The sequence below is a fragment of the Pseudomonas sp. B111 genome (genome assembly GCF_026428275.1).
GTDB classification, from domain to species: domain Bacteria; phylum Pseudomonadota; class Gammaproteobacteria; order Pseudomonadales; family Pseudomonadaceae; genus Pseudomonas; species Pseudomonas aeruginosa.
Genome location: NZ_CP097857.1, coordinates 521,377 through 546,403, shown reverse-complemented (window position 1 = coordinate 546,403; position 25,027 = coordinate 521,377). Strand labels below are relative to the sequence as shown.

General features: G+C 67.5%; 25 protein-coding genes. 12 read left to right on the top strand and 13 right to left on the bottom strand.

Features of this window, described 5'->3' with window-relative positions; translation table 11 throughout:
• Window positions 1-94: 94 nt before the first annotated feature.
• The 7 genes from M6E97_RS02560 (at window position 95) to M6E97_RS02530 (ending at window position 7,163) form a co-directional block, all read left to right on the top strand.
• A complete protein-coding gene (locus M6E97_RS02560; RefSeq protein WP_003137872.1) occupies window positions 95-1,003 on the top strand; it encodes a LysR family transcriptional regulator in 909 nt (302 codons plus the stop codon).
• 36 nt (window positions 1,004-1,039) lie between these two features.
• Complete coding sequence (xseA, locus tag M6E97_RS02555) at window positions 1,040-2,419, top strand: exodeoxyribonuclease VII large subunit (RefSeq protein ID WP_031685441.1); 1,380 nt, start codon at window positions 1,040-1,042, stop codon at window positions 2,417-2,419.
• Window positions 2,420-2,425: 6 nt separating this feature from the next.
• Window positions 2,426-3,361: a LysR family transcriptional regulator gene (locus tag M6E97_RS02550; RefSeq protein WP_003092728.1), complete on the top strand. Its 936-nt coding sequence runs from the start codon at window positions 2,426-2,428 to the stop codon at window positions 3,359-3,361.
• 151 nt (window positions 3,362-3,512) lie between these two features.
• Window positions 3,513-4,553 (top strand): TRAP transporter substrate-binding protein DctP, encoded by a 1,041-nt coding sequence (gene dctP / locus M6E97_RS02545; RefSeq protein ID WP_033939615.1) that lies wholly within the window; start codon window positions 3,513-3,515, stop codon window positions 4,551-4,553.
• 72 nt (window positions 4,554-4,625) lie between these two features.
• Window positions 4,626-5,120 carry a TRAP transporter small permease gene (locus tag M6E97_RS02540; RefSeq protein ID WP_003143145.1) on the top strand — a complete coding sequence of 165 codons (495 nt, stop codon included), beginning with the start codon at window positions 4,626-4,628 and terminating at the stop codon, window positions 5,118-5,120.
• Window positions 5,117-6,397: a TRAP transporter large permease gene (locus M6E97_RS02535; protein WP_003092733.1), complete on the top strand. Its 1,281-nt coding sequence runs from the start codon at window positions 5,117-5,119 to the stop codon at window positions 6,395-6,397. Before M6E97_RS02540 ends, M6E97_RS02535 begins: the two co-directional genes overlap by 4 nt.
• A 4-nt stretch (window positions 6,398-6,401) precedes the next feature.
• A complete protein-coding gene (locus M6E97_RS02530) occupies window positions 6,402-7,163 on the top strand; it encodes a M15 family metallopeptidase (protein WP_031635814.1) in 762 nt (253 codons plus the stop codon).
• Here the strand turns inward: M6E97_RS02530 and M6E97_RS02525 are convergent.
• Window positions 7,160-8,113, bottom strand: coding sequence for a GlxA family transcriptional regulator (locus tag M6E97_RS02525; protein ID WP_003137870.1), 954 nt, complete (start codon window positions 8,111-8,113; stop codon window positions 7,160-7,162). The two genes, M6E97_RS02530 and M6E97_RS02525, sit on opposite strands and share 4 nt — an antisense overlap.
• A 120-nt stretch (window positions 8,114-8,233) precedes the next feature.
• Here M6E97_RS02525 and M6E97_RS02520 point away from each other — a divergent pair, with 120 nt between their 5' ends.
• The gene (locus M6E97_RS02520) at window positions 8,234-8,863 is read left to right on the top strand and encodes a cysteine hydrolase family protein (protein ID WP_003105389.1); all 630 of its coding nucleotides are present in this window, start codon (window positions 8,234-8,236) and stop codon (window positions 8,861-8,863) included.
• 34 nt (window positions 8,864-8,897) lie between these two features.
• Here M6E97_RS02520 and M6E97_RS02515 read toward each other — a convergent pair whose 3' ends face one another.
• The 3 genes from M6E97_RS02515 to M6E97_RS02505 all read right to left on the bottom strand — a co-directional run bounded on the left by M6E97_RS02515 (window position 8,898) and on the right by M6E97_RS02505 (window position 10,522).
• Window positions 8,898-9,470, bottom strand: a complete 573-nt coding sequence (locus tag M6E97_RS02515) for a putative natural product biosynthesis protein (protein WP_003122107.1) — start codon at window positions 9,468-9,470, stop codon at window positions 8,898-8,900.
• A 56-nt stretch (window positions 9,471-9,526) separates the two neighbouring features.
• Window positions 9,527-10,003 (bottom strand): copper chaperone PCu(A)C, encoded by a 477-nt coding sequence (locus M6E97_RS02510; RefSeq protein ID WP_003109794.1) that lies wholly within the window; start codon window positions 10,001-10,003, stop codon window positions 9,527-9,529.
• A 129-nt stretch (window positions 10,004-10,132) separates the two neighbouring features.
• Window positions 10,133-10,522: a DUF2946 family protein gene (locus M6E97_RS02505; RefSeq protein WP_015502430.1), complete on the bottom strand. Its 390-nt coding sequence runs from the start codon at window positions 10,520-10,522 to the stop codon at window positions 10,133-10,135.
• A 171-nt stretch (window positions 10,523-10,693) separates the two neighbouring features.
• Between M6E97_RS02505 and M6E97_RS02500 the strand changes: the two genes are divergently transcribed.
• Both M6E97_RS02500 and M6E97_RS02495 read left to right on the top strand, forming a co-directional pair.
• Window positions 10,694-11,542, top strand: a complete 849-nt coding sequence (locus M6E97_RS02500) for a M23 family metallopeptidase (protein ID WP_003092745.1) — start codon at window positions 10,694-10,696, stop codon at window positions 11,540-11,542.
• Between the two features lie 85 nt (window positions 11,543-11,627).
• On the top strand, window positions 11,628-12,023 hold the full coding sequence (locus tag M6E97_RS02495; protein WP_003092748.1) for a DUF4345 domain-containing protein: 396 nt from the start codon (window positions 11,628-11,630) through the stop codon (window positions 12,021-12,023).
• Between the two features lie 17 nt (window positions 12,024-12,040).
• Here M6E97_RS02495 and M6E97_RS02490 read toward each other — a convergent pair whose 3' ends face one another.
• The 3 genes from M6E97_RS02490 to M6E97_RS02480 form a co-directional block, all read right to left on the bottom strand.
• Entirely contained in the window at window positions 12,041-13,456 is a 1,416-nt protein-coding gene (locus M6E97_RS02490) for a PepSY-associated TM helix domain-containing protein (RefSeq protein ID WP_033939616.1), read from the bottom strand.
• A 64-nt stretch (window positions 13,457-13,520) separates the two neighbouring features.
• On the bottom strand, window positions 13,521-15,692 hold the full coding sequence (locus M6E97_RS02485; RefSeq protein WP_003119294.1) for a TonB-dependent copper receptor: 2,172 nt from the start codon (window positions 15,690-15,692) through the stop codon (window positions 13,521-13,523).
• Window positions 15,693-15,811: 119 nt separating this feature from the next.
• Window positions 15,812-16,273 (bottom strand): DUF2946 domain-containing protein, encoded by a 462-nt coding sequence (locus M6E97_RS02480; RefSeq protein WP_003092760.1) that lies wholly within the window; start codon window positions 16,271-16,273, stop codon window positions 15,812-15,814.
• A gap of 479 nt (window positions 16,274-16,752) precedes the next feature.
• Here M6E97_RS02480 and leuA point away from each other — a divergent pair, with 479 nt between their 5' ends.
• Entirely contained in the window at window positions 16,753-18,423 is a 1,671-nt protein-coding gene (gene leuA / locus M6E97_RS02475) for a 2-isopropylmalate synthase (RefSeq protein WP_003092766.1), read from the top strand.
• 70 nt (window positions 18,424-18,493) lie between these two features.
• On the opposite strand, the gene M6E97_RS02470 is transcribed toward leuA, so the two are convergent.
• The gene (locus tag M6E97_RS02470) at window positions 18,494-18,826 is read right to left on the bottom strand and encodes a DUF5629 family protein (RefSeq protein ID WP_003092770.1); all 333 of its coding nucleotides are present in this window, start codon (window positions 18,824-18,826) and stop codon (window positions 18,494-18,496) included.
• 53 nt (window positions 18,827-18,879) lie between these two features.
• Window positions 18,880-19,335, bottom strand: a complete 456-nt coding sequence (locus tag M6E97_RS02465; protein WP_003107363.1) for a hypothetical protein — start codon at window positions 19,333-19,335, stop codon at window positions 18,880-18,882.
• Between the two features lie 180 nt (window positions 19,336-19,515).
• Here M6E97_RS02465 and M6E97_RS02460 point away from each other — a divergent pair, with 180 nt between their 5' ends.
• Window positions 19,516-20,466 carry an aldo/keto reductase gene (locus tag M6E97_RS02460; RefSeq protein ID WP_003107361.1) on the top strand — a complete coding sequence of 317 codons (951 nt, stop codon included), beginning with the start codon at window positions 19,516-19,518 and terminating at the stop codon, window positions 20,464-20,466.
• 88 nt (window positions 20,467-20,554) lie between these two features.
• Here the strand turns inward: M6E97_RS02460 and M6E97_RS02455 are convergent, their stop codons facing one another.
• From M6E97_RS02455 to der, 4 genes are all read right to left on the bottom strand, one after another.
• Complete coding sequence (locus tag M6E97_RS02455) at window positions 20,555-21,142, bottom strand: YidB family protein (protein WP_003109785.1); 588 nt, start codon at window positions 21,140-21,142, stop codon at window positions 20,555-20,557.
• 133 nt (window positions 21,143-21,275) lie between these two features.
• Entirely contained in the window at window positions 21,276-22,070 is a 795-nt protein-coding gene (locus M6E97_RS02450; protein WP_003092781.1) for an amidohydrolase, read from the bottom strand.
• On the bottom strand, window positions 22,058-23,206 hold the full coding sequence (locus M6E97_RS02445; protein ID WP_003092784.1) for a pyridoxal phosphate-dependent aminotransferase: 1,149 nt from the start codon (window positions 23,204-23,206) through the stop codon (window positions 22,058-22,060). The genes M6E97_RS02450 and M6E97_RS02445 overlap by 13 nt, the downstream gene beginning before the upstream one ends.
• Before the next feature lie 296 nt (window positions 23,207-23,502).
• On the bottom strand, window positions 23,503-24,984 hold the full coding sequence (gene der / locus M6E97_RS02440) for a ribosome biogenesis GTPase Der (protein WP_003092786.1): 1,482 nt from the start codon (window positions 24,982-24,984) through the stop codon (window positions 23,503-23,505).
• Between the last annotated feature and the right edge of the window lie 43 nt (window positions 24,985-25,027).

Sequence of the window (25,027 nt, the reverse complement as noted above, 5' to 3'; positions counted from 1 at the left end):
ACGACGACCTGCGCACTCTAGCGAGCGCAACGGCGCGCCAGCCAATACAATCCGAGCCCTGTAGCCATCTCGAAAAGGCATGGGGAATCTTCCGATGATCTCTTTGCGGCAACTCCATTACTTCGTCGAAATCGTCGAGTCCGGCGGCTTCAGCCGTGCCGCCGAACGCCTGTTCGTCGCCCAGTCGGCGCTCAGCCGGCAGGTGCGCGAACTGGAGGACAGCATCGGCACCCCACTGCTCCGCCGCGGTCCGCGCCAGGTCGAGCTGACGCCGGCCGGTCGCGCCTTCCTGCCACGCGCGCAGCGCCTGCTCGGCGACCTGGAGGCCGCCCGGCGCCTGGCTCGCGAGGTCGGTGAAGGCGGCCATGGCCTGCTGCGCCTGGGGCACTCCAGCTCGGTGCCGCTGGTGGGCGGCCTGCAAGCGGCGCTGCGCGGCTACCTCGCGGCGCAGAGCGGCGTCCGCCTGGAACTGACCCAGCAATCCTCCGAGCAGCAACTCGCCGATCTCGCCGAAGGACGCCTGGACCTTGGCCTGCTGCGCCTGCCGGTGCTGCGCCAGCATCCCCGGCTGCACCTGCGCGCCCTGTACCGCGAGCCGTTGCTCCTGGCTCTCGCCGCCGACCATCCGCTGGCCCGCCGTGAAGCCCCCGTGGCCCTGGCCGCCCTGGCCGGAGAAACCTTCGTCTCCATTCCCCACCTGCAACGCGGCGGCCTCAGCTATCGCGCCGCCGAACTCTGCCTCGGCGCCGGTTTCTACCCACGCCCGGCGCGCGCGCTGTCGCGCAAGACCAGCCAGTTGCAACTGATCGAGGCCGGCTTCGGCGTCGCCCTGGTGCCCGCCTCGATGCGCGCCATCGCACCGCCCGCCGTGCGCTTCATGTCTCTGGCCGAGGCCGAGGCATACAGCGAGGTGGCGCTGGCCTGGCGACGCGACGATAGCCCCCTGGTGGAAGGCTTCGTCGAATATTTCCTGGAGAATCTGCCGAACGAAGCCAAGGATTGATCGCACATCCCGGTGCGCCGCCTTATCATGCCGCCCATGCGTAACGATCCCTTCCAACGGCTCGGCCTCGATCGCGAGGTGCTGACCGTCAGCCAACTGAACCAGCGCGCCCGCCTGCTGCTGGAAGACGTGTTCCCGCAGATCTGGGTCGAGGGCGAGCTGTCCAACCTCGCCCGGCCGGCCTCCGGTCATGTCTACTTCACCCTCAAGGACAGCAACGCGCAGATCCGCTGCGCGCTGTTCCGGCAGAACGCCCTGCGCGTACGCCAGGCCTTGCGCGACGGGCTGGCGGTAAAGGTGCGCGGGAAGATCTCGCTGTTCGAGGGACGCGGCGACTACCAGCTGATCGCCGATACCGTCGAGCCGGCCGGCGACGGCGCCCTGCGCCTGGCCTTCGAGGCATTGAAGGAAAAACTCGCCGGCGAAGGCCTGTTCGCCAGCGAACGCAAGCGTCCGCTGCCCGCCCATCCGCGCCGCATCGGTATCGTCAGTTCGCCCAGCGGGGCGGTGATCCGCGACATCATCAGCGTGTTTCGCCGCCGCGCACCGCAGGTCGAGCTGACCCTGGTGCCCACCGCAGTGCAGGGCCGCGAGGCCGTCGCGCAGATCGTCCGCGCGCTGCAACTGGCCGACCGGCAAGGCTTCGACGCGCTGATCCTGGCCCGGGGCGGCGGTTCCCTGGAAGACCTCTGGTGCTTCAACGAAGAAGCGGTGGCGCGCGCCGTGGCGGCCTGCGCCACGCCGATCGTCAGCGCGGTCGGCCACGAGACCGACGTATCGATCAGCGACTTCGTCGCCGACGTGCGCGCCCCGACGCCTTCGGCCGCCGCCGAACTGCTGGCGCCCAACGCCGGCGACCTGCAGCAGCGTCTCGACGGCCTGCGCCGGCGCCTGGTGCTGCGCATGCGCGACCAGTTGCTGCGCGAACGCCTGCGCCTGGAAGGCGTCGCCCGCCGCCTGCGCCATCCCGGAGAACGCCTGCGCCAGCAGGCGCAGCGCCTGGACGACCTGGACATGCGCCTGCGCCGTGCCTTCGAGCGCCAGCTGGCGGTCCGCCACGAACGCCTGGTCCGCCTGGAGACGCGTCTCGCCGCACAGCATCCGGGCCGCACCCTGGCGCTGCTCCGGCAGAAGCTCGACAGCCTCGCCGCGCGCCTGCCGCGCGCCGCCCGCGAGGTACTGAAGGATCGTCGTCAGCGCCTCGAAGGACTGGCGCAGACGCTCAACGTGGTCAGCCCGCTGGCGACCCTGGGCCGCGGCTACAGCATCCTCCTCGACGAGCGTGGCCGGGCGATCCGCGATGCCGGCCAGACCCAGCCGGGACAGCGCCTGAAGGCGCGCCTGGCGGAAGGCGAACTGGAGGTGCGGGTCGAGGACAACCACCGGACGCCGGTGACCCTGTCGCTGCTGGACTGAGCCGCGATGATCCGCCTCAGCCAGCGCGCCCTGGCCTACCTCAACGAGGTGATCCACCACGGTTCTCTTCGCCGCGCCGCCCAGCACCTGAACATCGACCCCTCGGCCATCAGCCGGCAGCTCGCCAGCCTGGAGGAACATCTCGGCGTGCGCCTCCTGCAACGCACCCCGCAAGGCGTGGCGCCTACCGAGGCCGGCGAGCTGCTGGTGGCGCACTACCGCCAGCAACGGGCCAACGAAGAGGGCGTGCTGTCGCGTCTGTCGGCCCTGCAGGGGCTGCGCCAGGGCAAGGTGCGCCTGGCGGTCGGCGAGGGCTTCATCGCCGACCTGATCTCCCAGCCATTGCAGAGTTTCATCCTGCGCTACCCCGGCATCGAGCTGGAGGTCCGCATGGCCGGGGCCAACGAAGGCGTGGCGCTGGTCAAGGAAGACGCCGTCGACCTGGCCCTGGTCTACGCCCCGGTCGAGGACGGCGAACTGGACGTGCACGTCGACACCCGCCAGCCCCTCGACCTGATCATCCCCGCCAACCATGCCCTCGCCGGACACCGCGGCGCGGTGCCGATGCGCGCGCTGCGCAACGAGTCGCTGGCGTTGATCCACAACAGCACCGGCATGGGCCAACTGGCGGTGATCGCCGCCCAACTGGAGCGCATCGAGCTAAGGCCGAAGCTGCGCACCAACTCGGTGGCGGTGCTGACCAATTTCGTCAAGTCCGGCATCGGCGTGGCCTTCATGCCGGAGTTGACGGTCAGCCACGAGATCGAGGCCGGGCATATCCGTTGCCTGCCGCTGGCCCACCCGGCGCTGCGCGACGCCCGCGCGCGGATCGTCAGCCACAAGGGCCGCGAGCTGACCGTGGCGGCGATCGCCTGCCTGGAACACCTGCGCCGTGGCATGCGCTTCTTCAGTGGCGACGCGCCCGGGCTCTCGCAGCGCTGAGGCGTTGTCTTTTTCGCATCACGTCCGGTCTTGAATAGTCAACGAGACAACGGCTAGCGTTGCTTCGCTTTCGTGCGAGCACCCGGCCCCGCGCCCCGACAAGAAGTGCCGCCGATCCCTCGACCGTTCGGACTGCCATAAGGAAAACAACATGCACACGAATCCGCGCCGCGGCCTCGCCCGCCGCTTCGCCGCCGGACTGCTGGCCGCCGCCCTGGGCCTGGGCGGCAGCCTCGCCCAGGCCGCCACCACCCTCAACCTGAGCTATAACGGCGCCGCCGACAGCGAGAAGAACCTGGTGCACCTGTTCGCCAGCAACCTCAAGCGCCTGGCCGAGGAAAAGAGCGGCGGCGAACTGCAGTTCAAGCTCTACCCCAACAGCATGCTCGGCGAAGAGGAGCAGCGCATGGAACAGGTGATGACCGGCCCCGGCCTGAACATCGCCTCGTTCGCCGGGATCGCCCCGCTGTTCCCGGAGATCTACGTCAGCGCCACGCCCTTCATGTTCAAGGACGCCGCCGCGGCCCACGCCTTCTTCGACAGCGGCAGCTACTGGCAGGCCGCCCGCGAGGCCTTCCGCGAGCGCACCGGCACCGAGCTGCTGGCGGTGGTCGAGGAAGGCGGCTTCCTCAACTTCACCAACGGCAAGAAGCCGATCCACGGCCCGGCGGACTTCCAGGGCCTGCGCTTCCGCGCCATGGATCCCAGCCAGGTGGCGCTCTACGAAGCCTTCGGCGCCTCCGGCACGCCGATCCCCTGGACCGAGTTGTACATGGGCCTGCGCACCGGCGTCGCCGACGGCCAGATGAACCCGACCTCCTACATCATCCTCGGCAGCCTCTACCAGGTGCAGAAGTACCTGACCCTGGCCAACATCCAATACTCCGACCAGTTCCTGGTGGCCAACGGCGATCTGCTCGCCAGCCTCCCGGCGAAGGCGCGCCAGGCCCTGCTCGACGCCGCAGCCGAAGCCACCCGGCTGAACCGCGAGGCGGTCGCCGCCCAGCAGGAGCACGACCTGGCGTTCCTCAAGGAAAAGGGCATGCAGATCATCCAGCCGTCCGCCGATGACCTCGCCGCCTTCCGCGAGAAAGGCCAGCCGTCCTACCTGGCCTGGCTGAAGACCCAGGACATCGAGCCGCGCTGGACCGAGATGGCCTTCCGCGACGCCGGTCTCGCCACCGCCCCCTGACCTTCGCGCGTTGCCCCCCGACGGCCGCTGCCGTCGGTCGGGCGCGCCTGTCCGACTTCCGGAGTACCTCCCATGCCGTCATTGCTCAAGGGCATGCGCGCCGCGTTGCTGAACCTCGCCACGCTGCTGTTGCTGCTCGACCTGGTCCTGCTCATCTACGGCGTGTTCGCCCGCTACCTGCTCGGCAGCTCGCCGATCTGGATGGACGAACTGGCCCGCTACCTCATCATCGGCGCAGTAATGCTGGCGCTCGGCGCGGTATGGATGGAAGGCGGGCACATGCGCGTCAACCTGCTGGAACAACGCCTGCCGCCGCGCCTGGCGCAGGTCCTCAGGCTCTACCAGTGGCTGCTGGCGCTGGCCTTCTTCGCCTTCGCCGCCTGGGTCAGCACCCGCTACGCGCTGAACGCCGGGCGCTTCCGCAGCCTCGGCCTAGGCGTCAGCCGCACCTGGCCGTTGCTCAGCCTGCCGCTCGGCTTCGGCCTGCTGACCCTCATGCTGTTGCTCCAGGGCCCCTGGCCGCGGCAGCCGGCCAGCACCACCGTCGAGGGAGGGTCGCAGGCATGATGGCCATCGCCATGATCGCAGCCTTCGTGGTCAACCTCCTGCTCGGCCTGCCGCTGTTCCTCTGCCTGCTGCTCACCGCGCTGGTGGGGTTCCTCTTCGTCGACCCGGCGCTGTTCGCCAACACCCTGCCGCAGCGCTTCTTCGGCGGCATGGACATCTTCTCGCTGATGGCGATCCCGCTGTTCGTGCTGGCCGGCAACCTGATGAACCATTCCGGCATGACCCCGCGCCTGATGCGCCTGGCCAACGCCCTGGTCGGCCACTTCCGCGGCGGCCTCGGCCACGTCAACGTGGTCGCCGGGGTGTTCTTCGCCGGGGTCAACGGGTCCGCCGCGGCCGACGCTTCGGCACTCAGCACCCTGCTGGTGCCGGCCATGGAAAAGGAAGGCTACTCGCGGCGCTTCGCCGCCGGGCTGACCGCGGGCAGCTCGCTGATCGGTCCGATCATCCCGCCGAGCATCTTCATGATCCTCTACTCCTCGCTGACCAACACCTCGGTGGGCGAGCTGTTCCTCGCCGGGGTGATTCCCGGCCTGCTGCTGGCCGCCGCCTTCATGCTGCTGAACGCGGTGTACGCCTACCGCAACGGGCTGCAGGCGCGCCATGCGGCACCGGCCTGGGGCGAGATCCTGGCGGCGCTGTCCGGCGCCCTGACCGCGCTGATCGCGCCGGTGATCATCGTCGCCGGAATCGTCCTGGGCCTGGTCACGCCCACCGAGTCGGGCGCCCTGATCGCCCTCTACGTGGCGCTGGTCGGCCTGCTCCAGCGCCAACTGAGCCTGGTCGGGCTGTGGAACTCGCTACGCGAGACGGTACGCCTGACCGCCAGCATCTACGTGATCATCGCCGCCGCTTCGGTGGTCAACTGGTTGCTCAACTACGCCCAGGTCGCCAGCGAGTTCGCCCAGTTGCTGGAGCCGTTCGGCCACTCGCCGACCCTGATGCTGTTCATCATCAGCGCGGTGATCTTCGTCTGCGGCATGCTCATGGAAGAAGTCTCGGTACTGATGCTGCTGACGCCGATAGTCGCTCCGGTGGCGCTGGCCGCCGGCGTGGATCCGGTGCACCTGGGGCTGATCTTCACCCTGAACATCACCATCGCCCTGATCACCCCGCCAATGGGCGCCTGCCTGTTCATCGTGGCGACCATCAGCCGCCTCGATATCCTGGAAATGTTCAAGGGTATCTGGCCGTTCATCCTGCTGGCCCTGGGGGTACTCTCGCTGCTGATCCTGTTCCCCTCCCTGACCCTGTGGCTGCCACGCCTGCTCAATTGACACCATGACCGACTTCACCCAAGCCATCCCCGTTCTCCCGGAGCCCGACTGGCACGCCGTGGCCGGCATCCCCATCGTCGATGCCGGCACGCCGCTGGAGGCGCTCGGGCTGAGCCGTGACTTCAGCGTCTGGCCGGCCTACCACAAGCTCGGCATTCCTCACGCGATCCCGGAGTGCCACGCTCGCGGCGAGGTCTTCGAGCGTCTCCTGCGGGTCGCCGCCGCCCTCCCCGGCGGCGTGCGCCTGGTGGTGCTGGACGCCTGGCGGCCGTTCGCCGTGCAGCAGTATCTCTACGACAGCCTGTCCAGCGCCCTGGCCGCGCACTACCCACGGGCCGGCGAAGCCGAGCTGGAACGGCTCACCCGCCAGTTCGTCTCGCCGCCGAGCAGCAGCCGCGAGGCGCCCAGCCCGCATCTCACCGGCGGCGCGGTGGACGTCACCCTGTGCGACGCCCAGGGCCGCTGGCTGGACATGGGCAGCGCCTTCGACGAAGCCGTGCCGGCCTCCTACACCGCCTACTTCGAACGCCTGGCGGAGCCCGACGCGCGCCAGCGACGCGTCCGCGATCATCGTCGCCTGCTCTATCACGCGATGCTCGACGCCGGTTTCAGCAACCTGCCCAGCGAATGGTGGCACTACGATTTCGGCGACCAGCTCTGGGCCTGGCACACCGGCGCGACGCAGGCGCTGTTCGGCCCGGTGCAGTTGCAGGCGATGGACGCGCTCTGGCGCCAGCAGTTGCAGAAGCGCTCTCCAGCGGACTAGGAGGCGAAGGCGCGCCGGTAGCCCAGCGGCGGCAGGCCGAACGCGGCGGAGAACTGCTGGCGCAACGACACCGCCGAACCGAAGCCGGCCAGCCCGGCGATCGCCTGCACCGAATGCTCGGTGGTTTCCAGCAGGCGCTGGGCCAGGGCCAGGCGTTCGGCCTGCAGCCACTGGCTGACGGTGGTGCCGGTGAGCTGGCGGAAATGCCGGGTGAAGGTCCGCCGGCTCATCAGCACCCGCTGTGCCAGGCTGTCCAGGCTGTGCGCCTGGTCGAGGTTCTGCCGCAGCCACACCAGCAGCTCGCCGAGACGGCCGTCCTGGGCGCTGTCCGGCAGCGGCTGCTCGATGAACTGGGCCTGGCCGCCCTGCCGATGCGGCGCCACCACCAGGCGCCGGGCCAGGTGATTGGTAGTCTGCGCGCCGAGCCGCTGGCGCACCAGGTGCAGGCAGCAGTCGATGCCGGCGACGGTGCCTGCCGAGGTCAGCAGGCCGTCGTCCTCGATGTACAGCACGTCGGGCTCCACCCGCACCGCAGGGAAGCGCCCAGCGAAATCCTCCGCCCACATCCAGTGGGTGGTGGCGCGGCGACCGTCGAGCAACCCAGCCTCGGCCAGCACGAAGGCCCCCAGGCACAAGCCCACCAGTTGCGCACCGCGTGCACGGGCCGCGATCAACGCATCCAGCAGCGCTTGTGGCGGACGCTCGTGTGGATCGCGCCAGCTCGGCACGATCACGGTCTGCGCCTCGGCCAGCGCTTCCAGCCCGGCCTCGGCCTCGATGGTGAACCCCACCGTGGTTCGCAGCCGGCCCGGCTCGGCGGCGCAGACACGCAGGTCGAAGGCCTGCGCGCAGGGGTCGTAGCACTCCTGGCCGAACACCAGGCAGGGCACCGACAGGTGGAACGGACTGATGCGGTCGAAGGCCACCACGGCCACGGACTGGCGGGACATGCGCACCTCGGTGGGTATGAGCGGGTTGGCCCGATTCTAGCGAAAGTTGTCTCTCAGGCCACTCACTCGCTACGCCGCGCCGGGACCAGAATCCGCCTCACCCACTCAGGAGGAAACGCCATGTCCGCACGTCAACCCAAACGCGCCTTGCTGGTCATCGACGTACAGAACGAATACGTCAGCGGCAACCTGCGTATCGAATTTCCCGCCATCCAATCGTCGCTGGAACGTATCGGCGCCGCCATGGATGCCGCCCACGCGGCGGGCATCCCGATCGTCGTGGTGCAGCACCTGGCGCCGGCGGACTCGCCGTTGTTCGCGCGCGGCAGCCGGCAGGCCGAGCTGCACGAGGTGGTCGCCTCGCGGCCCTACCAGCACAAGGTGGAAAAGCAACTGGCCAGTTCCTTCGTCGGCACCGGGCTGGCCGACTGGCTGCGCGAACGCGACATCGACACCCTCGCCGTGGTCGGCTACATGACCCAGCACTGCGACGACTCGACCATCCGCCAGGCGATCCACGAAGGCTGGCAAGTGGAATACCTGCACGACGCCAGCGGCTCGGTGCCCTACCGCAACCGCGCCGGCCAGGCCAGCGCGGAAGAGATCCACCGGATCTTCGGCATCGTCCTGCAGTCCTCCTTCGCCGCCGTGCTCAGCACCGAGGAATGGCTGGAAAGCCTCGCCGGCCGGCACGTTCCGGAACGCGACAACATCTACGACTCCAACCAGCGGGCCCTGGCCAACCGCTGAAACGGCGCCGCCCCGTACGCGGGGCGGCGAGCGCTCAACCGACCAGCGAGCCACGCGCCGGCAACGGCTTCCAGCCCGGAAACTCGCGCAGCCGCGGGTCAGGCACCGCGCAATAGGCGAATGTCCAGTTCGGCGCCGGCAGGTCCAGGCGCTCCAGCGGCACGCGCGTGCCGGCGCCGGCCTGCGGCGCCTTCCAGTCCTGGGTGATGTGCGCACCGCCCTGGCTGGCCAGGAGGATGCCGCGGTTGGCGCTGGTGTCGTCCACCGTCCAACGCGCGGCGGAGGCGTCCATCAGCACCTCCAGATGCTCGTCGGTCACCTTGGCGCCGAACGGCGACTGCAACAGCCAGCAGTACAGGCGCAGGTGCATCGCCCAGTTCCAGGCGGCCTTCTGCTCGGCCGCCCATTGCAGGAAACCGCGGAGGATGGTCAGGCCATCCGGCGGATCGATCTTCAGCAGTTCCGGGCAAAGGTCGTAGAGATGGTGCCAGGCGCTGCTCAGGCGCTTGTTGAGCTGGTCCGGACGCAGGGTGGAGTTCTTCGGCGGCAGGCTGGGAGCCACCACCAGGCCGGTCTGCGCCGGCAAGGGATATCTGTTGCTGTTCATGCTCTGAACCTCGCACGCAAAGGCGGGGCGCCGGGCGCCCCTGCTCGACACGGCGCTCAGTGGCCGTGCTGCTCGTGCCCGCCCTGTTCGGCCGGCGCCTTGGACTCGACGACGATTTCCACCGGCACGTCGCCGGCCTTGCGGAAATGCAGCGTCAGCGGGAAGCGCTCGCCGGCCACCAGTGGCTGCTTCAGGCCCATCAGCATCAGGTGGTAGCCGCCGGGAGCGAAGCGCAGGTCCTTGCCTGGTGCGACGTCGACGCTGTCGACTTTCTGCATGCTCATCATGCCGTTCTTGTGCACATGCTCGTGCACCTCGGCGGAAGCCGCGCGCGGCGTGTCAGCGCCAAGCAGGGTGTCGTTTTCCTTACCGTGGTTCTGCACCACGAAGTAGGCCGCGCCGTTCGGCGAGGTCGGCGGCAGGGCCAGCGCCCAGGGATGCTCGATGTGCAGTTGGCCGGCGCTGTACTCGTGGGCCTGGGCGAAAGCGGAAACGGCCAGCAGGGCCGCGGCAGCGAAGAAGGATGTGCGCATGGTGACTCTCCAGTAGCGTATGACCGGTCTTTTTCCGTCGGACCGGCGATTCCATGGGGGAAGCTAGGGTATTGCGCCGCGACCTGCCCCGACCCGAAGGTCCAGGTTGTCGAAGGCGCGGGGGAGGAGTCAGGCGACAGGAGAGGCGCGCGGATTGGCGAGGCGCCAATAGCGCAGGGGAGGCAGGTCGGTGGCGGAGAAAGCGTTACGGGCCGGGCTGGCCAGCGGCGCCAGCGGCAATGCCGGCCAGGAGGCGACCAGTCCGGGCGTGCCGGCGGCGCCGGCGCAGCAGCAGAGGTGCGGGGCCAGGCTCTCGTGGTCGTCGGGAAGATCGATGTCCTTGAGCGCGGCGCTCAGCTTCAGGCGCAGCAGCGAATCGGACGAGGTGCTGCAGAAGCCCCCGAGCAGCAACGAGGCGCGCTCCTGCGTCGTCAGCGCCTGCGAAAGCGGCACCACGAACAGGTTCATCAGCACGGCCAGGCTGGCCAGCCAGGCCACGGGGCGCCGTGACAGGGGCATCGTCGGTTCTCCGGAGAATGGGCCCTTTATGCCTGAGCGCGGGGCAAAAGTAAAAACGCCGGGCGCGACAGAGTGCCGCAGGTGAAAACGTTTGCAACCCTTGCGGGCTTTCCCCCGCCGCGCTCTTCCGCCAGCATAGACGGCTTTGACGCCCGACGAGTCGAGAAGCCGATGCCCCGCACCCTAGCCTTCGTTTCCACGCTGTTGCTCGCCGCTTTCTGCGCCCTGCCCGCCCAGGCCGACAGCTTCATCATGCGCCTGCTGAACAAGCCGGTGCCCGGCGGGGTGGCGGTGGTCGACCTCGGCGAGGAAGGCCCGCCGCCGCGGGCCTTCTACCAGGGCAAGCCGGTGCTGGTGGTGCGCGAGGAAGGCCGCCGCTGGATCGCCGTGGTCGGCATCCCGCTGAGCACCAAGCCAGGCCCGCAGAAGCTGGAAGTGCGGGCGGCGACCGGCAACCACGAGGAACGCTTCAGCGTCGGCAGCAAGCACTACCGCGAGCAGCGCATCACCCTGAAGAACAAGCGCCAGGTCAATCCGCTACCGGAAGACCTCAAGCGCATCGAGCGCGAACTCGCCGAGCAGACCGCCGCCTACCGCCGCTTCAGTCCCGGCCTGCCCAGCAACCTGATGCTCGACAAGCCGGTCGACGGTCCGCTCTCCAGCCCCTTCGGCCTGCGCCGCTTCTTCAACGGCGAAGAGCGCAACCCGCATTCCGGTCTAGACTTCGCGGTACCGGCCGGTACGCCGATCAAGGCGCCGGCGGCCGGCAAGGTGATCCTCATCGGCGACTACTTCTTCAATGGCAAGACGGTGTTCGTCGACCATGGCCAGGGCTTCATCAGCATGTTCTGCCACCTGTCGAAGATCGACGTGAAGCTCGGCCAGCAGGTGCCGCGCGGCGGCGTACTCGGCAAGGTCGGCGCCACCGGCAGGGCCACCGGACCGCACATGCACTGGAACGTCAGCCTGAACGACGCGCGGGTCGACCCGGCGATCTTCATCGGTGCCTTCCAGCCCTGAGAAGTGAGCAACGCGGCGCCGGCTGAGGTCAGAAGGAACAGGGGGCGCGTCGATGCGCCCCTTTCATGACCAAGGGAGACACCGCATGACTCACCCGCTTCGCCTGCTCTGGCTGTGCTCGGCACTGTTCGTGGTCCTCGGCCTGGGCTTCGTCTTCTTCCCCGGCCCGCTCGCCTCCCTGCTCACCAGCGGCGAACCGCTCACCCCCGCCGCCCTCACCGACCTGCGCGCCAGCTACGGCGGCACCAGCTTCGGCATCGGCCTGCTGCTCGGCTATGCCGCCCTGCGCCCCCGCTACCTGGTGCTCGGCCTGCTCGCCGCCCTGGCGGTGATCGCCAGCGGCGGCGCGGCGCGTCTCTACGGTGTGCTGATCGACGCCTCGCCGGCGCTAACCACCTTCCTCTGGCTCGGCGCCGAGGCGCTGCTCTGCGTGCTGTTGCTGGCGGCACTCTGGAAGACCCGCCAGCTCGACCTCGACTGAGCGCCGGGCAGCAGGTCTCAAGCCAGGACCCGGCGAACCGCCGGCAGCCGCGACAGCACCAGCCAGTCCAGCGCCCAGACCAGCAGGAGCGAGGCCCCCACCAACGGGAAGGCCACGCCCAGCGCCAGCATGATGGCGATGCCGGTCTTCCAGCGCGGCATCTCGTGGCGCAGCGGCGGCACGCCAAGGCGTCCGGCCGGCTTGCGCTTCCACCAGATCCACAGGCCGCTCGCCGAGCTGAGCAGGATCGCCAGGCAGACCGCGAGCATCAGCAACTGGTTGCCCAGGCCGAAGAGCTTGCCTTCGTGCAACACGACGCCCATCTGCACGCTCCTCGCCACCGCGTTGTAGTCCTGCCAACGCACGTCGGCGAGAACCTTGCCGCTGTACTGGTCGATGTGCAGGGTGGCGTCGTGGCGCGGATCGTCGGGGAACACGGAAATCGTGTAGACCCCCTCCATCCCGCTCGGCAGGGCGATCCCGTAGCCCGCCGCCACGCCGCGCTCGCGGGCGATATCCACCACCCTTTGCAGAGGGATGCCCGCCGGCATCGGCATGTCCATCGGCATCGCGTGCCCGGCCTGGGCGGAATGCCCGCGATGCTCGGCATGGGCGTCGGCCGCCGGCGGCTGCGAGCGCGGCAGCGGAGTGTTCTCCAGCGGCCAGGGCACCTGCTGGCGCGACGCGCTGTTGAGGCTACCGGCCTGCATGTCGGAGGTCGGCACATCGTTCCACATCGCCGCCGGGAAACGGTTCCAGACATCGGCGAACTGCTTGCCCCAGTAGCCGGTCCAGGTCATCCCGCTGAGCAGCATGAACAGCAACAGCAGGCTGCCCCAGAAACCGGCGAGCACATGTAGCTCGCGCCACAGCGGTCGTCCGCGCAGGTGCAGGCGCGGCCAGAACAGCGCGCTCGCCGCCCGCCCGCGCGGCCACCATAGGTAGAGACCGGAGACCACCAGGACGATGCCCCAGCCGGCGGCCAGCTCGATCAGCCGGTCGCCGACGGTCCCGACCATCAGCTCGCCATGCAGTGCCCGGGCCACCGCCTGGAGATTCAGCTGCGCATCCTGGCGGCCGAGTTCGCGCCCGCTGTAGGGATCGACGAAGAGGTTCCATTGCCTGCCCTCTTCGCCAATCACGAATTGCGCGCTGCGCCCCGCCTCGCTCGGCGGCAGGTACTGGCTGACGGCGGCCTGCGGGTGCGCCTGGCGCACCCCGGCGAGCAACTGGTCGGCGCTGCGCATCTGCGCACCGGCCTCGACCCGCAGCAGTTGCGGATAGAGCAGCGCATCCAGTTGCGGCTTGAACAGGTAGACGATTCCGGTCAGTGCCAGCAGGATCATGAAGGGCGCGACGAACAGGCCGGCGTAGAAATGCCAGCGCCAGGCCAGCGCGTAGAAGTCACGGCCGTTCTTTTCGTTCGATTGCATGGATCACCTCATCGGAGCGCACGTAGGCAAGGCGGGCCCCGCTGGACGGGGCCTCGTTCAAGGTTCAGAAGCTGAAGTCGACCTTGGTCCAGAAGGTCCGGCCCGGCTCGGGAACCGTTTCGTTGGCGGAGAAACCGAAGCCGGCGTCGCCGGCCTTGTTCAGGTGCTCGGTGTAATCCTTGTCGAACAGGTTATCGACACCGGCGCTCAGCTTGACGTTGCGAGTCACCCGGTAGGCGCCGTTGAGCGAGAAGACGCCGAAGCCGGCGCTCTTGTCGAAGTCCTTGCCGACCACGTTGCCCTGGTCCCTGGCGATGCGATTCTGCGGCGCGACCACCCGCCACAGGCTGCCGGCACTCCAGTCGCCTTCCTCGTAGGTCAGGCCGAAGCGCGCTTCCAGCGGCGGGATCTGCGGCAGCGCGCGGTCGTCCGAGCTGTTCTTGCCCCAGGCATAGGCCAGGCTGGCGTCGGTCTTCCAGTTGCCGGTGAGCTGGTAGGAAGCGCCCAGCTCGCCGCCCATGATCCGCGCGTCGACGTTGGTCGCCTGGGTCGAGGAGCCCATCATGCCCTCGCGATAGCTGAACAGGATGAAGTCCTGGACCACCCCGACGTAGCCGGAGGCCCAGGCCTGCAGCTTGTCGCCGTTGTACTGGAGGCCGAAGTCGAGCTGGGTGGTCTTTTCCGGCTTGATCTTGTCGAAGGCGTTGACCGACCCGTTCGGCCCGCGCTTGGGCGAGAACAGCTCCCAGTAGTCGGGAAAGCGCTCGGCATGGCCGAGGCCGGCGTAGAGGGTGGTCGGCGAGTCGGCGAGGTCGTGCTCGTAGCGCACGAAGCCGCTGGGCAGGGTATCGGCGCGGGTGTCGTTGGCCGTCGGGTTGGCCATGGCGTGGCCCATGTGCCCGGACTTCAGGGTCTGCCGGTAGTCCTTGACCGAGGCGCGGTCCAGGCGCAACCCGCCGATCAGCCGGTCGCGCTCGGCGGCGAACCAGGTCAGTTCGCCGAAGGCCCCGTAGTTGTGGAACACCGCGTCCTTGCTCCAGGGGAACTGGTCGGCGTCGGTGTAGTAGTCGGTCATCATGTCGTACTTGGAGCCGCGCGCGCGGTGCTCGTTGCGCATGGCGTCGACCCCGGTGACCAGCTTGAAGTCGTCCCAGCGCCAGGTGGCCGCCAGGCGACCGCCGAGGGTGCGTCGGTCCACCTGGGACGCCATCGGCATGGGCATCATGCTGGAGGGGTCGGGAGTGCGCAGGCGGAAGTTGTCCATGATGTGGTCGGCGTAGTTGTAGTAGACCTGCGCCTCGACCTTCTCCAGCACATCGCTGACGTTCGATTTGACGAAGCGCAGGCCCAGGCTCTCGCGCTTGAACTGCGAGCCGTCCATGCCGCGCCCGGCGTAACGTGCCTCGCCGTCGCCCTTGCCGGCGGTGAGTTCGATCAGGGTGTCCTCGTCGGGGGTCCAGCCGACCGCGACGTCGCCGTTCCACTTCTTCCAGCGCGACGGCACGGTATTCCCGGCGCCGTCCTCGTAATCGTCGGACTGCGCGTGGTTGCCGGTGAAGCGCAGGTAGCCGAGCCGGTTGCCGGCGGCGGCGTCCAGCACCTTGTCGAAGCGGCCATTGGAGCCGGCCAGCAGGCTGGCGTTGACCCGCGAGCCGAGTTCGCCGAAGCGCTCCGGCTCACGCTCGAAGAGGATCGTCCCGGCCGACGCGCCCGGCCCCCAGAGCACCGTCTGCGGGCCCTTGATCACGGTGAGCTTGTCGTAGGTTTCCGGCGAGATGTAGGAGGTCGGCGCGTCCATCCGGTTCGGACAGGCACCGAGCATCATGCCGCCGTTGGTGAGGATGTTCAGGCGCGAACCGAACATCCCGCGCAGCACCGGGTCGCCGTTGCTGCCGCCGTTGCGGATCACCGCGAAGCCGGGAATGGTCTTCAGGTAGTCGGCCCCATCGCTGGCCGGCACCGGTTGGCGCGGCTCCTTGGGATTGGTGACGATGGTCAGCGGCGAACTCTGGGCGACTCCGGTGACCACGCTCGGCGCCAGCTCCACGGCGTGATCCTGGTGCTGGGAGTGCTCCTCGGCCAGGAGCGCCGACGGAGACAGGGCCAGGCCGCACAGTGCGGCGAAGGCTCCCGCCCAGCGGCGGCGTTGTGCGAGACGGGCAGGGTCGAAGCTGAAAGCGGCGGTCGGGCAGGCGTTGCCGGCCGCTCGTTGTTGAGTAGACATACGTTTTTCCATGATCTATGTGACTTCCGCCCCGCCCCAAGGCGAGCAGGCACCCGGCCAGGCTCGCGTCACCGGCGCGGCGAAGACGCGCCGGTGCCCCCAGGAAGCGGCGGCTATCGGATTGAAAGAGGTCAGGCGATCAGGAACGGCGGCGCACGGGTACGGGCGCCGGGAAACACCGGCGAGGCGACGAACGCCTCGTTCAGGAAAGCGACGGCGGGCGCCGTCGCGAAGGGAACGGAGAACAGCGCCAGGCAGGCGTCTTCGGTGAGCGGCGGGCTGTGGAACAACAGGCTGCAATAACCGCACTTCTCCCAGAGCACGTCGCTGGCCAGGCGATTGCCTTCCTCGCCGCCCATCCCCGGCATGCCGGCATGGACGACGGAGCGCTGGGCATCGGAACAGCCGGCATGGGCCATGTCGCCATGGTCCATGTTCTCGTGGGACATGCCTTCGTGGCCCATCCCCACGCCCATCGGCATCGGGTGGTCCATCGGCATCGACTGGGAGATCAACGGCCCGACGAAGATCATCAGCATGGCGAACAGAGCCAGCCATGCACCGATGCCTTGTCGTTTCAGAGTGGTCGCCACCTGCGACTCCCGCCGTCTTGAATGAAGACCACCGCGTAGCGGGCCGGATGGCCGCTCGCGCCGGGTCATGCCGAAAAGAAGAATGCGCCTGTCGTTATACGCCCCAGGCACGGGGAACGAAATGATCGCACAAGGGCGGCTGGCTCTTCTGCGGCATGGGGCCGCAGAATTTTCCGTTGCGGAGAGCGTGCCGGCGGCGCAATCGAGGACAAGCTTTCACCGCCGGGAAAGAATAAAAACCCACAAAAGCCGCACAAATGGGAAATTCTACTAATTTTCCTTTAATGCTTGCCATTCAAATGCAGTCTCACTAGTGTGGTACGCATGAAAACACCACACACCCTCATCCTGCTCCGCCAACACGCCTGCCTGTGCCTGGTCAGCCCGCGACTGCGTGGCTGAGCGACGCTTCTCTTCATCTCGTCACTGCGTTCGCCTGGCCCCGCCGGCCCAGGAACCGACTCCAAAGGATTAGCCCCATGAGCATGTTGAAAGACCCTTCGCAGAAATACCGCCCATTCCCGGCCATCAATCTGCCCGACCGCACCTGGCCGTCGAAGACCATCACCGAGGTGCCGATCTGGTGCAGTTCCGACCTGCGCGACGGCAACCAGTCGCTGATCGAACCGATGGACGCGGCGAAGAAGATGCGGTTCTTCAAGACCCTGGTGCAGGTCGGCCTGAAGCAGATCGAAGTGGCCTTCCCGTCGGCTTCCGATACCGACTTCAACTTCGTCCGCGAGTTGATCGAAGGCAACCACATCCCGGACGACGTCACCATCCAGGTGCTGACCCAGGCCCGCGAAGACCTGATCACCCGCACCTTCGAATCCCTGCGCGGGGCGAAGAAGGCCATCGTCCACGTCTACAACGCCACCGCCCCGTCGTTCCGCCGCATCGTCTTCAATCAGGACAAGCAGGGCGTCGTGGACATCGCCACCAACGCCGCGAAACTGATCAAGAAGCTGGCCGCCGAGCAACCGGATACCCAGTGGTCGTTCCAGTACTCGCCGGAAATCTTCAGCTCTACCGAGCTGGAGTTCTCGGTGGAGGTCTGCAACGCGGTGATCGACGTCTGGCAACCGACCCCGGACAACAAGATCATCCTCAACCTGCCGGCCACCGTGGAGTGCGCCACGCCGAACGTCTACGCCGACCAGATCGAATGGTTCGGCCGCCACGTCGACAAGCGTGACAGCGTGATCATCAGCCTGCACACCCACAACGATCGCGGCACCGGCGTGGCCGCCACCGAGCTGGGCCTGATGGCCGGCGCCGACCGCGTCGAAGGTTGCCTGTTCGGCAACGGCGAGCGCACCGGCAACGTCGACCTGGTGACCCTGGCCTTGAACATGTACACCCAGGGCCTGCATCCGCAACTGGACTTCTCCGACATCGACGCGGTGCGCAAGGTGGTCGAAGAGTGCAACCAGTTGCCGGTCCACCCGCGCCATCCATATGTCGGGGACCTGGTCCATACCGCTTTCTCCGGCTCGCACCAGGATGCCATTCGCAAGGGCTTCGCCCAGCAGAAGGAAGACGCGATCTGGGAAGTGCCGTACCTGCCGATCGATCCGGCCGACATCGGCCGCGACTACGAAGCGGTGATCCGGGTCAACAGCCAGTCCGGCAAGGGCGGCATCACCTTCCTGCTCGAACAGGAGTACGGCATCAGCCTGCCGCGGCGCATGCAGATCGAGTTCAGCCAGGTAGTGCAAGGCGAGACCGACCGTCTCGGCCTGGAAATGACCGCACAACAGATCTACTCGCTGCTGGAAAACGAATACCTCAAGGCGACCTCGCCCTACGTCCTCGCCAGCCATCGCCTGCAGGAAGAGAACGGCACCAGCGCCGTCGACCTGGAAGTCTCCTTCGACGGCGAGAAGCAACACTGGCGCGGGATCGGCAAGGGACCGCTGGAAGCCTTGGTGGCCGCCCTGCCGGTCAAGGCGGAAATCATGGACTACCATGAGCACGCCATCGGCGCCGGCGCCAATGCCAAGGCCGCGGCCTATATCGAGATCCGCCTGGAGGGCCAGCGCCCGCTGCACGGCATCGGCATCGACGAGAACATCACCACCGCCAGCTTCCGCGCCCTGTTCAGCGCGCTGAACCGCGCGGTGACCCAGGCCGAGGCCAAGGCGGCCTGACCGGCACGGAAGGGAAAAAAGGGAGCCAGGCGGCTCCCTTTTTTCATGGGCATCTTTCAGCTGAGTCGCTTCACTCATCCTCGCCGCTGGCGCTGACCGCTCCCAGGCAACGGAGCTGGTACGCCCCCTCCCCTGTGGTCAGGCGCCAGGACTCGCCATCGGCCTGGGGCTCGGCTTCCATCACCGCGTTGTAGGAAAAACGCCACTCGCGACGGGTGCGTCCATCCAGGCTTTCCACCGCCAGCACCCAGTCTTCGCTGGCGAACGGCTGGTCGGCTTCCGCCGCCAGGTCCGCCTGGTCCAGCAGGTTCTCGTTGAGTTCGAAGCGCCAGGCGTGCAGACCGTCGATCTCGAGCATGTCGGCGGTTTCCAGTTCATCGAGCAGGTAGCGTTGTGTAGTCATGGCCAGTCATCGCGGATAAAGAACTCATGATAAGGCAAAGCGCGGGCTGCCCCTCACACCACCAGCATCACCACCGGGATCGCTACCGACAGAACCACCAACATGAACAGCAGGCCGATCCCCGCCGCCCGCCAGTTGGAAATGAACGCTCCGCCCGCTGCCTTGTGGCTGTCCAGGGCCGGACCGAAGGCTGATTTGGCGTAGTAGACCATGCCGAATATCTGCGCCACCGTGAAGCCGATCGAGGGGATGTTCTCCGGCAGTATCGCGCCCAGGACCGGCAGCAGGACAAACAGGCAGAGGCCGACCAGCCAGGTTTTCCCGACTTCCTGCGCCCGTCCCAGGCGACGGAGATTCACCGCCGCGAGGAAGGCACCGGCCAGGGGCGTGCCGATGAAGGTACCCAGACCGATCGCGGAAAGCCTGTACAGCGGCTCGCCATGGGTGGCGTCAGGCTCGTCCAGGCGGGCCTCCGGTGGGCGGAACGGATTCTCGGTGTCGCTGTTCATGCGTGTGCTCCCTGCGGATCTTTACTGAAGCTTTACCAGGGCCGGCATTGGAAAATCCCGGCAACCGGCAGAGTCTATAGGACGCCGCGCGCCGGCTGAACATTCCGCGCCCGCCGGGAGTCACAGCAAGACGTGCGAACGAAAGCGCCCACACAGGACCGCACTCAGGAGGGATGACGCATGACCACACGCAAACTCGGCAACTCCGGCCTGGAGATACCGGCACTGGTATTTGGCGGCAACGTCTTCGGCTGGACTGCCGACGAAAGCACCTCCTTCAGGCTGCTGGACGCCCTGCTCGACGCCGGCCTGAACTGCATCGACACCGCCGACGTCTATTCGCGCTGGGTTCCCGGGCACCAGGGCGGCGAGTCGGAAACCCTCATCGGCAAGTGGCTGAAACGCACCGGCAAACGCGACCGCATGGTGATCGCCAGCAAGGTCGGGATGGACATGGGCAATGGCCACAAAGGCCTATCCGCCGCCTATATCGAGCAGGCCCTGGAGCGCTCGCTACGACGCCTGCAGACCGACTACCTGGACCTCTACCAGTCGCACACCGACGATCCCCACACCGACCTGGAGGAAACCCTTTCCACCTATGGCGAACTGATCAAGAAAGGCAAGGTACGGGTCATCGGCGCCTCCAACTACGACGCCCGGCGCCTCCTCGAAGCGCGCCAGGTCAGCGCCCGGCTTAACCTGCCGAGCTACCAGAGCCTGCAACCCGAATACAACCTGTACGATCGCGCCGACTACGAGACCAACCTGGAGCCGACGGTGGAAGAACTCGGTATCGGGGTGATCAGCTACTACTCGCTGGCCAGCGGCTTCCTCAGCGGCAAGTACCGCAACCAGGCCGACACCGCCGGGCGAGCCCGAGGAGAGAAGGTGAAGGGTTATCTCAACGAGCGCGGCGTGGCCATCCTCGCGGCGCTCGACGAAGTGGCCGAGCAGTACAACGCCAACCCGACCCAGGTCGCCCTGGCCTGGCTCATCGCTCGCCCGACGGTGACCGCGCCGATCGCCAGCGCCACCAGCCTGGAACAGCTCGACGACCTGATCGCCGCCACCCACCTGAAGCTCGACGAACAGGCGATCCACCGCCTGGACAGCGCCAGCGCCTATTGACCGACCTGCCGTCGGCGGGCGGCCTCGCCCCGTTGCGTAGAGCGGATAACCGTATCGCGGCTATCCGCCCCGCATCGACGGGAAAGCCTTAGCTGAAGCGCGCCAGCAGCGAACCGATGTCCAGGTCGCCCTGCGGCGCCTGGCCGTCCGGCGTCAGCTTGTTGACCAGTTCCGGCAGCAGGCTGCTCAGGTGTTCGGCCGCCTCGCCCTGGCTGACTCCGGCGGAGTCCGCCAGTTGCTGCAATTGACCGTCGCCGAAGACCCGGGAAATGTCCGCCGCCGACACCGACTGGTTCGGCCCAGCGCCGATCCAGGAATTCAGGGCATCGCCCAGGCCTGCGTTCTGGAGCATCTGGAACAATCCGCCGAGTCCGCCCAGGGAGCCGGCCTCCACGCCCGGCGCCGCCTGCCCGGCACCGCCCGCGGCGCCACCGAGCAGATCGCCGAGAACGCCACCCAGCCCGCCGCTCGCAGCCCCGCCGCCAGCGCCACCAAGGATGCTGCCCAGCGAACCGAGCAGACCACCGCCATCGCCACCGCCCTGTGCCGCACCGCCCTGGCGCGACATCAGCATGGTCACCAGCCCGATCAACAGGGCCACTTTCGGATCGCGAGCACCTCCCTGTCCTTCAGAGCCACCCAGCGCCGAACCGAGAATCGAATCGAGCAGTCCCATTGGTCTTCCTCCTGATCTGATGCCCACGGCGCGGCGCCGCGGGATACGGGTAACTCCATTCCCGGCACTGCGCCATCATGCGCAGCGCCGGGTCATGGCCTCGGACATCGACCGGAAGCGGACGTTCCGGCACTCAAGGATGGATTTCGAAGCGATCCGCGTCCATGTAGGCCGGGAAACGCTGGCGATAGGCCGCCAGTGCCGCCGCGTCCAGCCGGACGCGGAACACGCCGTCGGCGTCCGCCGCGTTGAACAGGCTGTCGCCCTGGAAGTCCAGGACCTGGCTATCCCCAGCGTAGCGCAAGGCGTTGCCGTCTTCGCCGATGCGGTTCACCGCCACCACGTAGCAAAGGTTCTCGATCGCCCGCGCCGGCAGCAGGCGGTTCCAGTGCTGTCGACGAGGCGCGGGCCAGTTGGCGGTGTAGAGCAACAGGTCGGTGTCGTGCGGGTCGCGGCTCCACACCGGGAAACGCAGGTCGTAGCAGATCAACGGGCGCACCCGCCAGCCCTTGAGTTCGAACAGTTCCTGGCGTTCGCCGGGACTGTAGTGCTCGTGCTCGCCGGCCATGCGGAACAGATGGCGCTTGTCGTAGTGCAGCATCTCGCCGTCCGGACGCGCCCAGAGCAGGCGGTTGCGATGGCTGCCGTCGGCGAGCTGGACGATCAGGCTGCCGGTGACCACCGCACCAAGGCGCCGGGCCTGCTCCAGCAGCCAGGCATGGGTCGGCCCCAGCTCGGGCTCGGCCTGCTCGGCCGAAGCCATGCTGAAACCCGTGGTGAACATCTCCGGGAGGACCACCAGGTCGGCGCCGGCGGCGCTCTCCAGCAGGGCGGCGAAATGCTCGCGGTTGGCCTGGGCGTCGTGCCAGGCCAGGGAGGATTGGACCAGGGCGATGTCCAGGTCCGGCAGAACCGTCAGATCGCGCATAGCTTTTCCGCTGCCTGACGCAGCGTCTCCTCGCGTTTGGCGTAACAGAACCGGACCAGCCGCATGGCGTCCGGCGCCTTTTCATAAAACACCGAAACCGGGATCGCCGCCACTCCGTGTTCGCGGGTCAGCCACTCGGCCATGGCCACGTCGTCCAGGTCCGGACGGACGGCCGAATAGTCCACGCACTGGAAGTAGGTGCCCGGCGCACGGGTGAAACGGAAGCGAGAGTCCAACAGCAGGTCGCAGAACAGGTCGCGCTTGGCCTGGTAGAAACCGGGCAATTGCCGCAAATGTTCGGGATGGCCGGCCATGTAGTCCGCCAATGCCCATTGCAGCGGCGTGACGCCACAGAAGTTGACGTACTGGTGAACCTTGCGCAGCTCCGCGCTGAGCGCCGGCGGCGCGACCACGTAGCCGGTCTTCCAGCCGGTGACGTGGTAGGTCTTGCCGAACGAGCTGACCACGAAGGAGCGCGGATACAACTCGTCGTGGGACAGCACGCTGGTATGGGCGACACCGTCGAACACCAGGTGCTCGTAAACCTCGTCGCTGATCAGGTAGATATCCCGGTCGCGAATCAGCGCGGCCAGGCGGTCCAGTTCCTCGCGGTTGATCAGCGCGCCGCTGGGGTTGTGCGGGGTATTGATGATGACCAGCCGGGTACGCGGCCCGATGGCCTCGGCCATGCGCTGCCAGTCGATGGAGAAGTCCGGCAGCGCCAGCGGCACGTGCACGCAACGCCCGCCGGCGAGTTGCACGGAGGGTTCGTAGCTGTCGTAGGACGGGTCGAGTACCACCACTTCGTCGCCCGGATGGACCAGCGCCTGGATCGCGCTGAAGATCGCCTCGGTCGCCCCCGGCGTGATGGTCACCTCGCTGTCGGCGCTCACCCGGCGTCCATAGAACTGCTCGATCTTCTTCGCCACCTGCTCGCGCAGGGCCGGCAAGCCGGTCATCGGCGCGTACTGGTTGTGCCCGGCGGCGATATGCCGGCCTACCGCCTCGCGCAGCTCCGGCGGACCGTCGAAATCGGGAAAGCCCTGGGAGAGGTTGATCGCGCCACACTCGGCGGCCAGTTGCGACATGCGGGTGAAGATGGTGGTGCCGACATTCGGCAGCTTGCTCTGAATCATCGGGACTTCCTGCAGAGACTCGCCGGACGACAGCCCGGCCAGACGGGTGGCAGGGCAGGATAGCCGATCCGGGAGCGACGCTGCAGGGGCACGCCTTAGAAAAAACCGTGGCCGCTTCAGGTCAGAGGGGAATATGCGCCAGGCGATGGCGCAGGACGAACAACCGCCTCGCGATCATTCGTCGCCACGACAGGGAATCGGCGGTCAACGCCGGCGGCCTGGCTCTACAGCCGCGGCCAATGAAAAAGGCCCGACAGGGATACCCGCCGGGCCTTTCGACGAAGGAAACGCCACCCTCAGCGGCGCTTGTCCTTCTTCTTCTTCTCGGCTTTCTTGTGGTGCGACATCAGCCGGCGCTTCTTGTTGACCTGGCGCGCGGTCAGCGAGTTCTTCTTGCCCTCGTAGGGGTTCTCGCCGCCCTTGTACTCGATGCGGATCGGCGTACCGACCAACTTCAATACCCGCCGGTAGGTCTTCTCCAGGTAGCGGGTATAGGCCTTCGGCACCGCGTCCACCTGGTTGCCGTGGATCACGATCAGCGGCGGGTTGGCGCCGCCCAGGTGGGCGTAGCGCAGCTTGATCCGGCGACCGTTGACCATCGGCGGCTGGTGCACCTGCACGGCGTCCTCGAGGATGCTGGTCAGGCGGCTGGTCGGCCAGCGGGTCACCGCCGAACGGAAGGACTCCTGTACCGACTTGTAGAGATGGCCGACGCCGGTGCCATGCAGGGCCGAAATGAAATGGATGTCGGCGAAGTCGACGAACAGCAGGCGCCGCTCCAGTTCGGTCTTCACGTAGTCACGCTCGGCCGCCTCCATGCCATCCCACTTGTTCAGGGCGATGACCAGGGCACGGCCGGTCTCGAGGACGAAGCCGAGCAGGTTGAGGTCGTGCTCGACCACCCCTTCGCGGGCGTCCATGACGAAGATCACCACGTTGGCGTCCTGGATCGCCTGGAGGGTCTTCACCACCGAGAACTTTTCCACCGCCTCGAAGATCTTGCCGCGACGCCGCACGCCAGCGGTGTCGATCAGGGTGTACTTCTCCTCGTTGCGCTCGAACGGGATGTAGATGCTGTCGCGGGTGGTGCCGGCCTGGTCGTAGACGATCACCCGCTCTTCGCCGAGCATGCGGTTGACCAGGGTCGACTTGCCCACGTTGGGCCGGCCGATGATGGCGATCTTGATCCCGTCCTTCTCGCTGGGACCGGGAATCCGGGTCGGTTCCTCGCCTTCGGCGACCTCTTCGCTCGCCGGCTCGCCCTCACCTTCTTCCTCCGCGTTGTCCTTGGGGAAGATCCCCAGGGCTTCCTGCAGCATATGGTTGATGCCGCGACCGTGGGCGGCGGCGATCGGCAGCGCATCGCCCAGGCCCAGCGGGCTGAACTCGGCACGAGCGAGATCGGGATCGATGGTGTCGACCTTGTTGGCGATCAGGAAGCTGCGCTTGTTCCGCTTGCGCAGGTGCTCCGCGATCATCTGGTCGGCGGCGGTCATGCCGGCGCGCGAATCGACCAGGAACAGGACGGCATCCGCCTCCTCGATGGCCTGCAACGATTGCTCGGCCATTTTCGCATCGATGCCTTCCTCATCGCCGGAGATGCCTCCGGTATCGATGACGATATAGGTGCGGCCCTGCCAGCGCGCCTCGCCGTACTGGCGATCGCGGGTCAGGCCTGCGTACTCCGCCACGATGGCGTCGCGCGACTTGGTCAGGCGGTTGAACAGAGTGGACTTGCCGACGTTCGGGCGACCCACCAGGGCAATAACGGGAACCATGCGGCTCTCCACGAGAATTCAGAAAACACAAAGGCCGCTGACG

Bases quoted from the DNA above. Each gene is read 5' to 3' on its own strand.
- M6E97_RS02450 (WP_003092781.1), bottom strand. From the start codon at position 22,070: ATGCGCGATCTGACGGTTCTGCCGGACCTGGACATCGCCCTGGTCCAA.
- M6E97_RS02460 (WP_003107361.1), top strand. From the start codon at position 19,516: ATGACCACACGCAAACTCGGCAACTCCGGCCTGGAGATACCGGCACTG.
- M6E97_RS02530 (WP_031635814.1), top strand. From the start codon at position 6,402: ATGACCGACTTCACCCAAGCCATCCCCGTTCTCCCGGAGCCCGACTGG.
- leuA (WP_003092766.1), top strand. From the start codon at position 16,753: ATGAGCATGTTGAAAGACCCTTCGCAGAAATACCGCCCATTCCCGGCC.
- M6E97_RS02495 (WP_003092748.1), top strand. From the start codon at position 11,628: ATGACTCACCCGCTTCGCCTGCTCTGGCTGTGCTCGGCACTGTTCGTG.
- M6E97_RS02505 (WP_015502430.1), bottom strand. From the start codon at position 10,522: ATGCCCCTGTCACGGCGCCCCGTGGCCTGGCTGGCCAGCCTGGCCGTG.
- M6E97_RS02455 (WP_003109785.1), bottom strand. From the start codon at position 21,142: ATGGGACTGCTCGATTCGATTCTCGGTTCGGCGCTGGGTGGCTCTGAA.
- M6E97_RS02560 (WP_003137872.1), top strand. From the start codon at position 95: ATGATCTCTTTGCGGCAACTCCATTACTTCGTCGAAATCGTCGAGTCC.
- M6E97_RS02490 (WP_033939616.1), bottom strand. From the start codon at position 13,456: ATGCAATCGAACGAAAAGAACGGCCGTGACTTCTACGCGCTGGCCTGG.
- dctP (WP_033939615.1), top strand. From the start codon at position 3,513: ATGCACACGAATCCGCGCCGCGGCCTCGCCCGCCGCTTCGCCGCCGGA.
- xseA (WP_031685441.1), top strand. From the start codon at position 1,040: ATGCGTAACGATCCCTTCCAACGGCTCGGCCTCGATCGCGAGGTGCTG.
- M6E97_RS02520 (WP_003105389.1), top strand. From the start codon at position 8,234: ATGTCCGCACGTCAACCCAAACGCGCCTTGCTGGTCATCGACGTACAG.
- M6E97_RS02515 (WP_003122107.1), bottom strand. From the start codon at position 9,470: ATGAACAGCAACAGATATCCCTTGCCGGCGCAGACCGGCCTGGTGGTG.
- M6E97_RS02470 (WP_003092770.1), bottom strand. From the start codon at position 18,826: ATGACTACACAACGCTACCTGCTCGATGAACTGGAAACCGCCGACATG.
- M6E97_RS02500 (WP_003092745.1), top strand. From the start codon at position 10,694: ATGCCCCGCACCCTAGCCTTCGTTTCCACGCTGTTGCTCGCCGCTTTC.
- M6E97_RS02525 (WP_003137870.1), bottom strand. From the start codon at position 8,113: ATGTCCCGCCAGTCCGTGGCCGTGGTGGCCTTCGACCGCATCAGTCCG.
- M6E97_RS02540 (WP_003143145.1), top strand. From the start codon at position 4,626: ATGCCGTCATTGCTCAAGGGCATGCGCGCCGCGTTGCTGAACCTCGCC.
- M6E97_RS02445 (WP_003092784.1), bottom strand. From the start codon at position 23,206: ATGATTCAGAGCAAGCTGCCGAATGTCGGCACCACCATCTTCACCCGC.
- M6E97_RS02535 (WP_003092733.1), top strand. From the start codon at position 5,117: ATGATGGCCATCGCCATGATCGCAGCCTTCGTGGTCAACCTCCTGCTC.
- M6E97_RS02485 (WP_003119294.1), bottom strand. From the start codon at position 15,692: ATGGAAAAACGTATGTCTACTCAACAACGAGCGGCCGGCAACGCCTGC.
- M6E97_RS02510 (WP_003109794.1), bottom strand. From the start codon at position 10,003: ATGCGCACATCCTTCTTCGCTGCCGCGGCCCTGCTGGCCGTTTCCGCT.
- der (WP_003092786.1), bottom strand. From the start codon at position 24,984: ATGGTTCCCGTTATTGCCCTGGTGGGTCGCCCGAACGTCGGCAAGTCC.
- M6E97_RS02550 (WP_003092728.1), top strand. From the start codon at position 2,426: ATGATCCGCCTCAGCCAGCGCGCCCTGGCCTACCTCAACGAGGTGATC.
- M6E97_RS02465 (WP_003107363.1), bottom strand. From the start codon at position 19,335: ATGAACAGCGACACCGAGAATCCGTTCCGCCCACCGGAGGCCCGCCTG.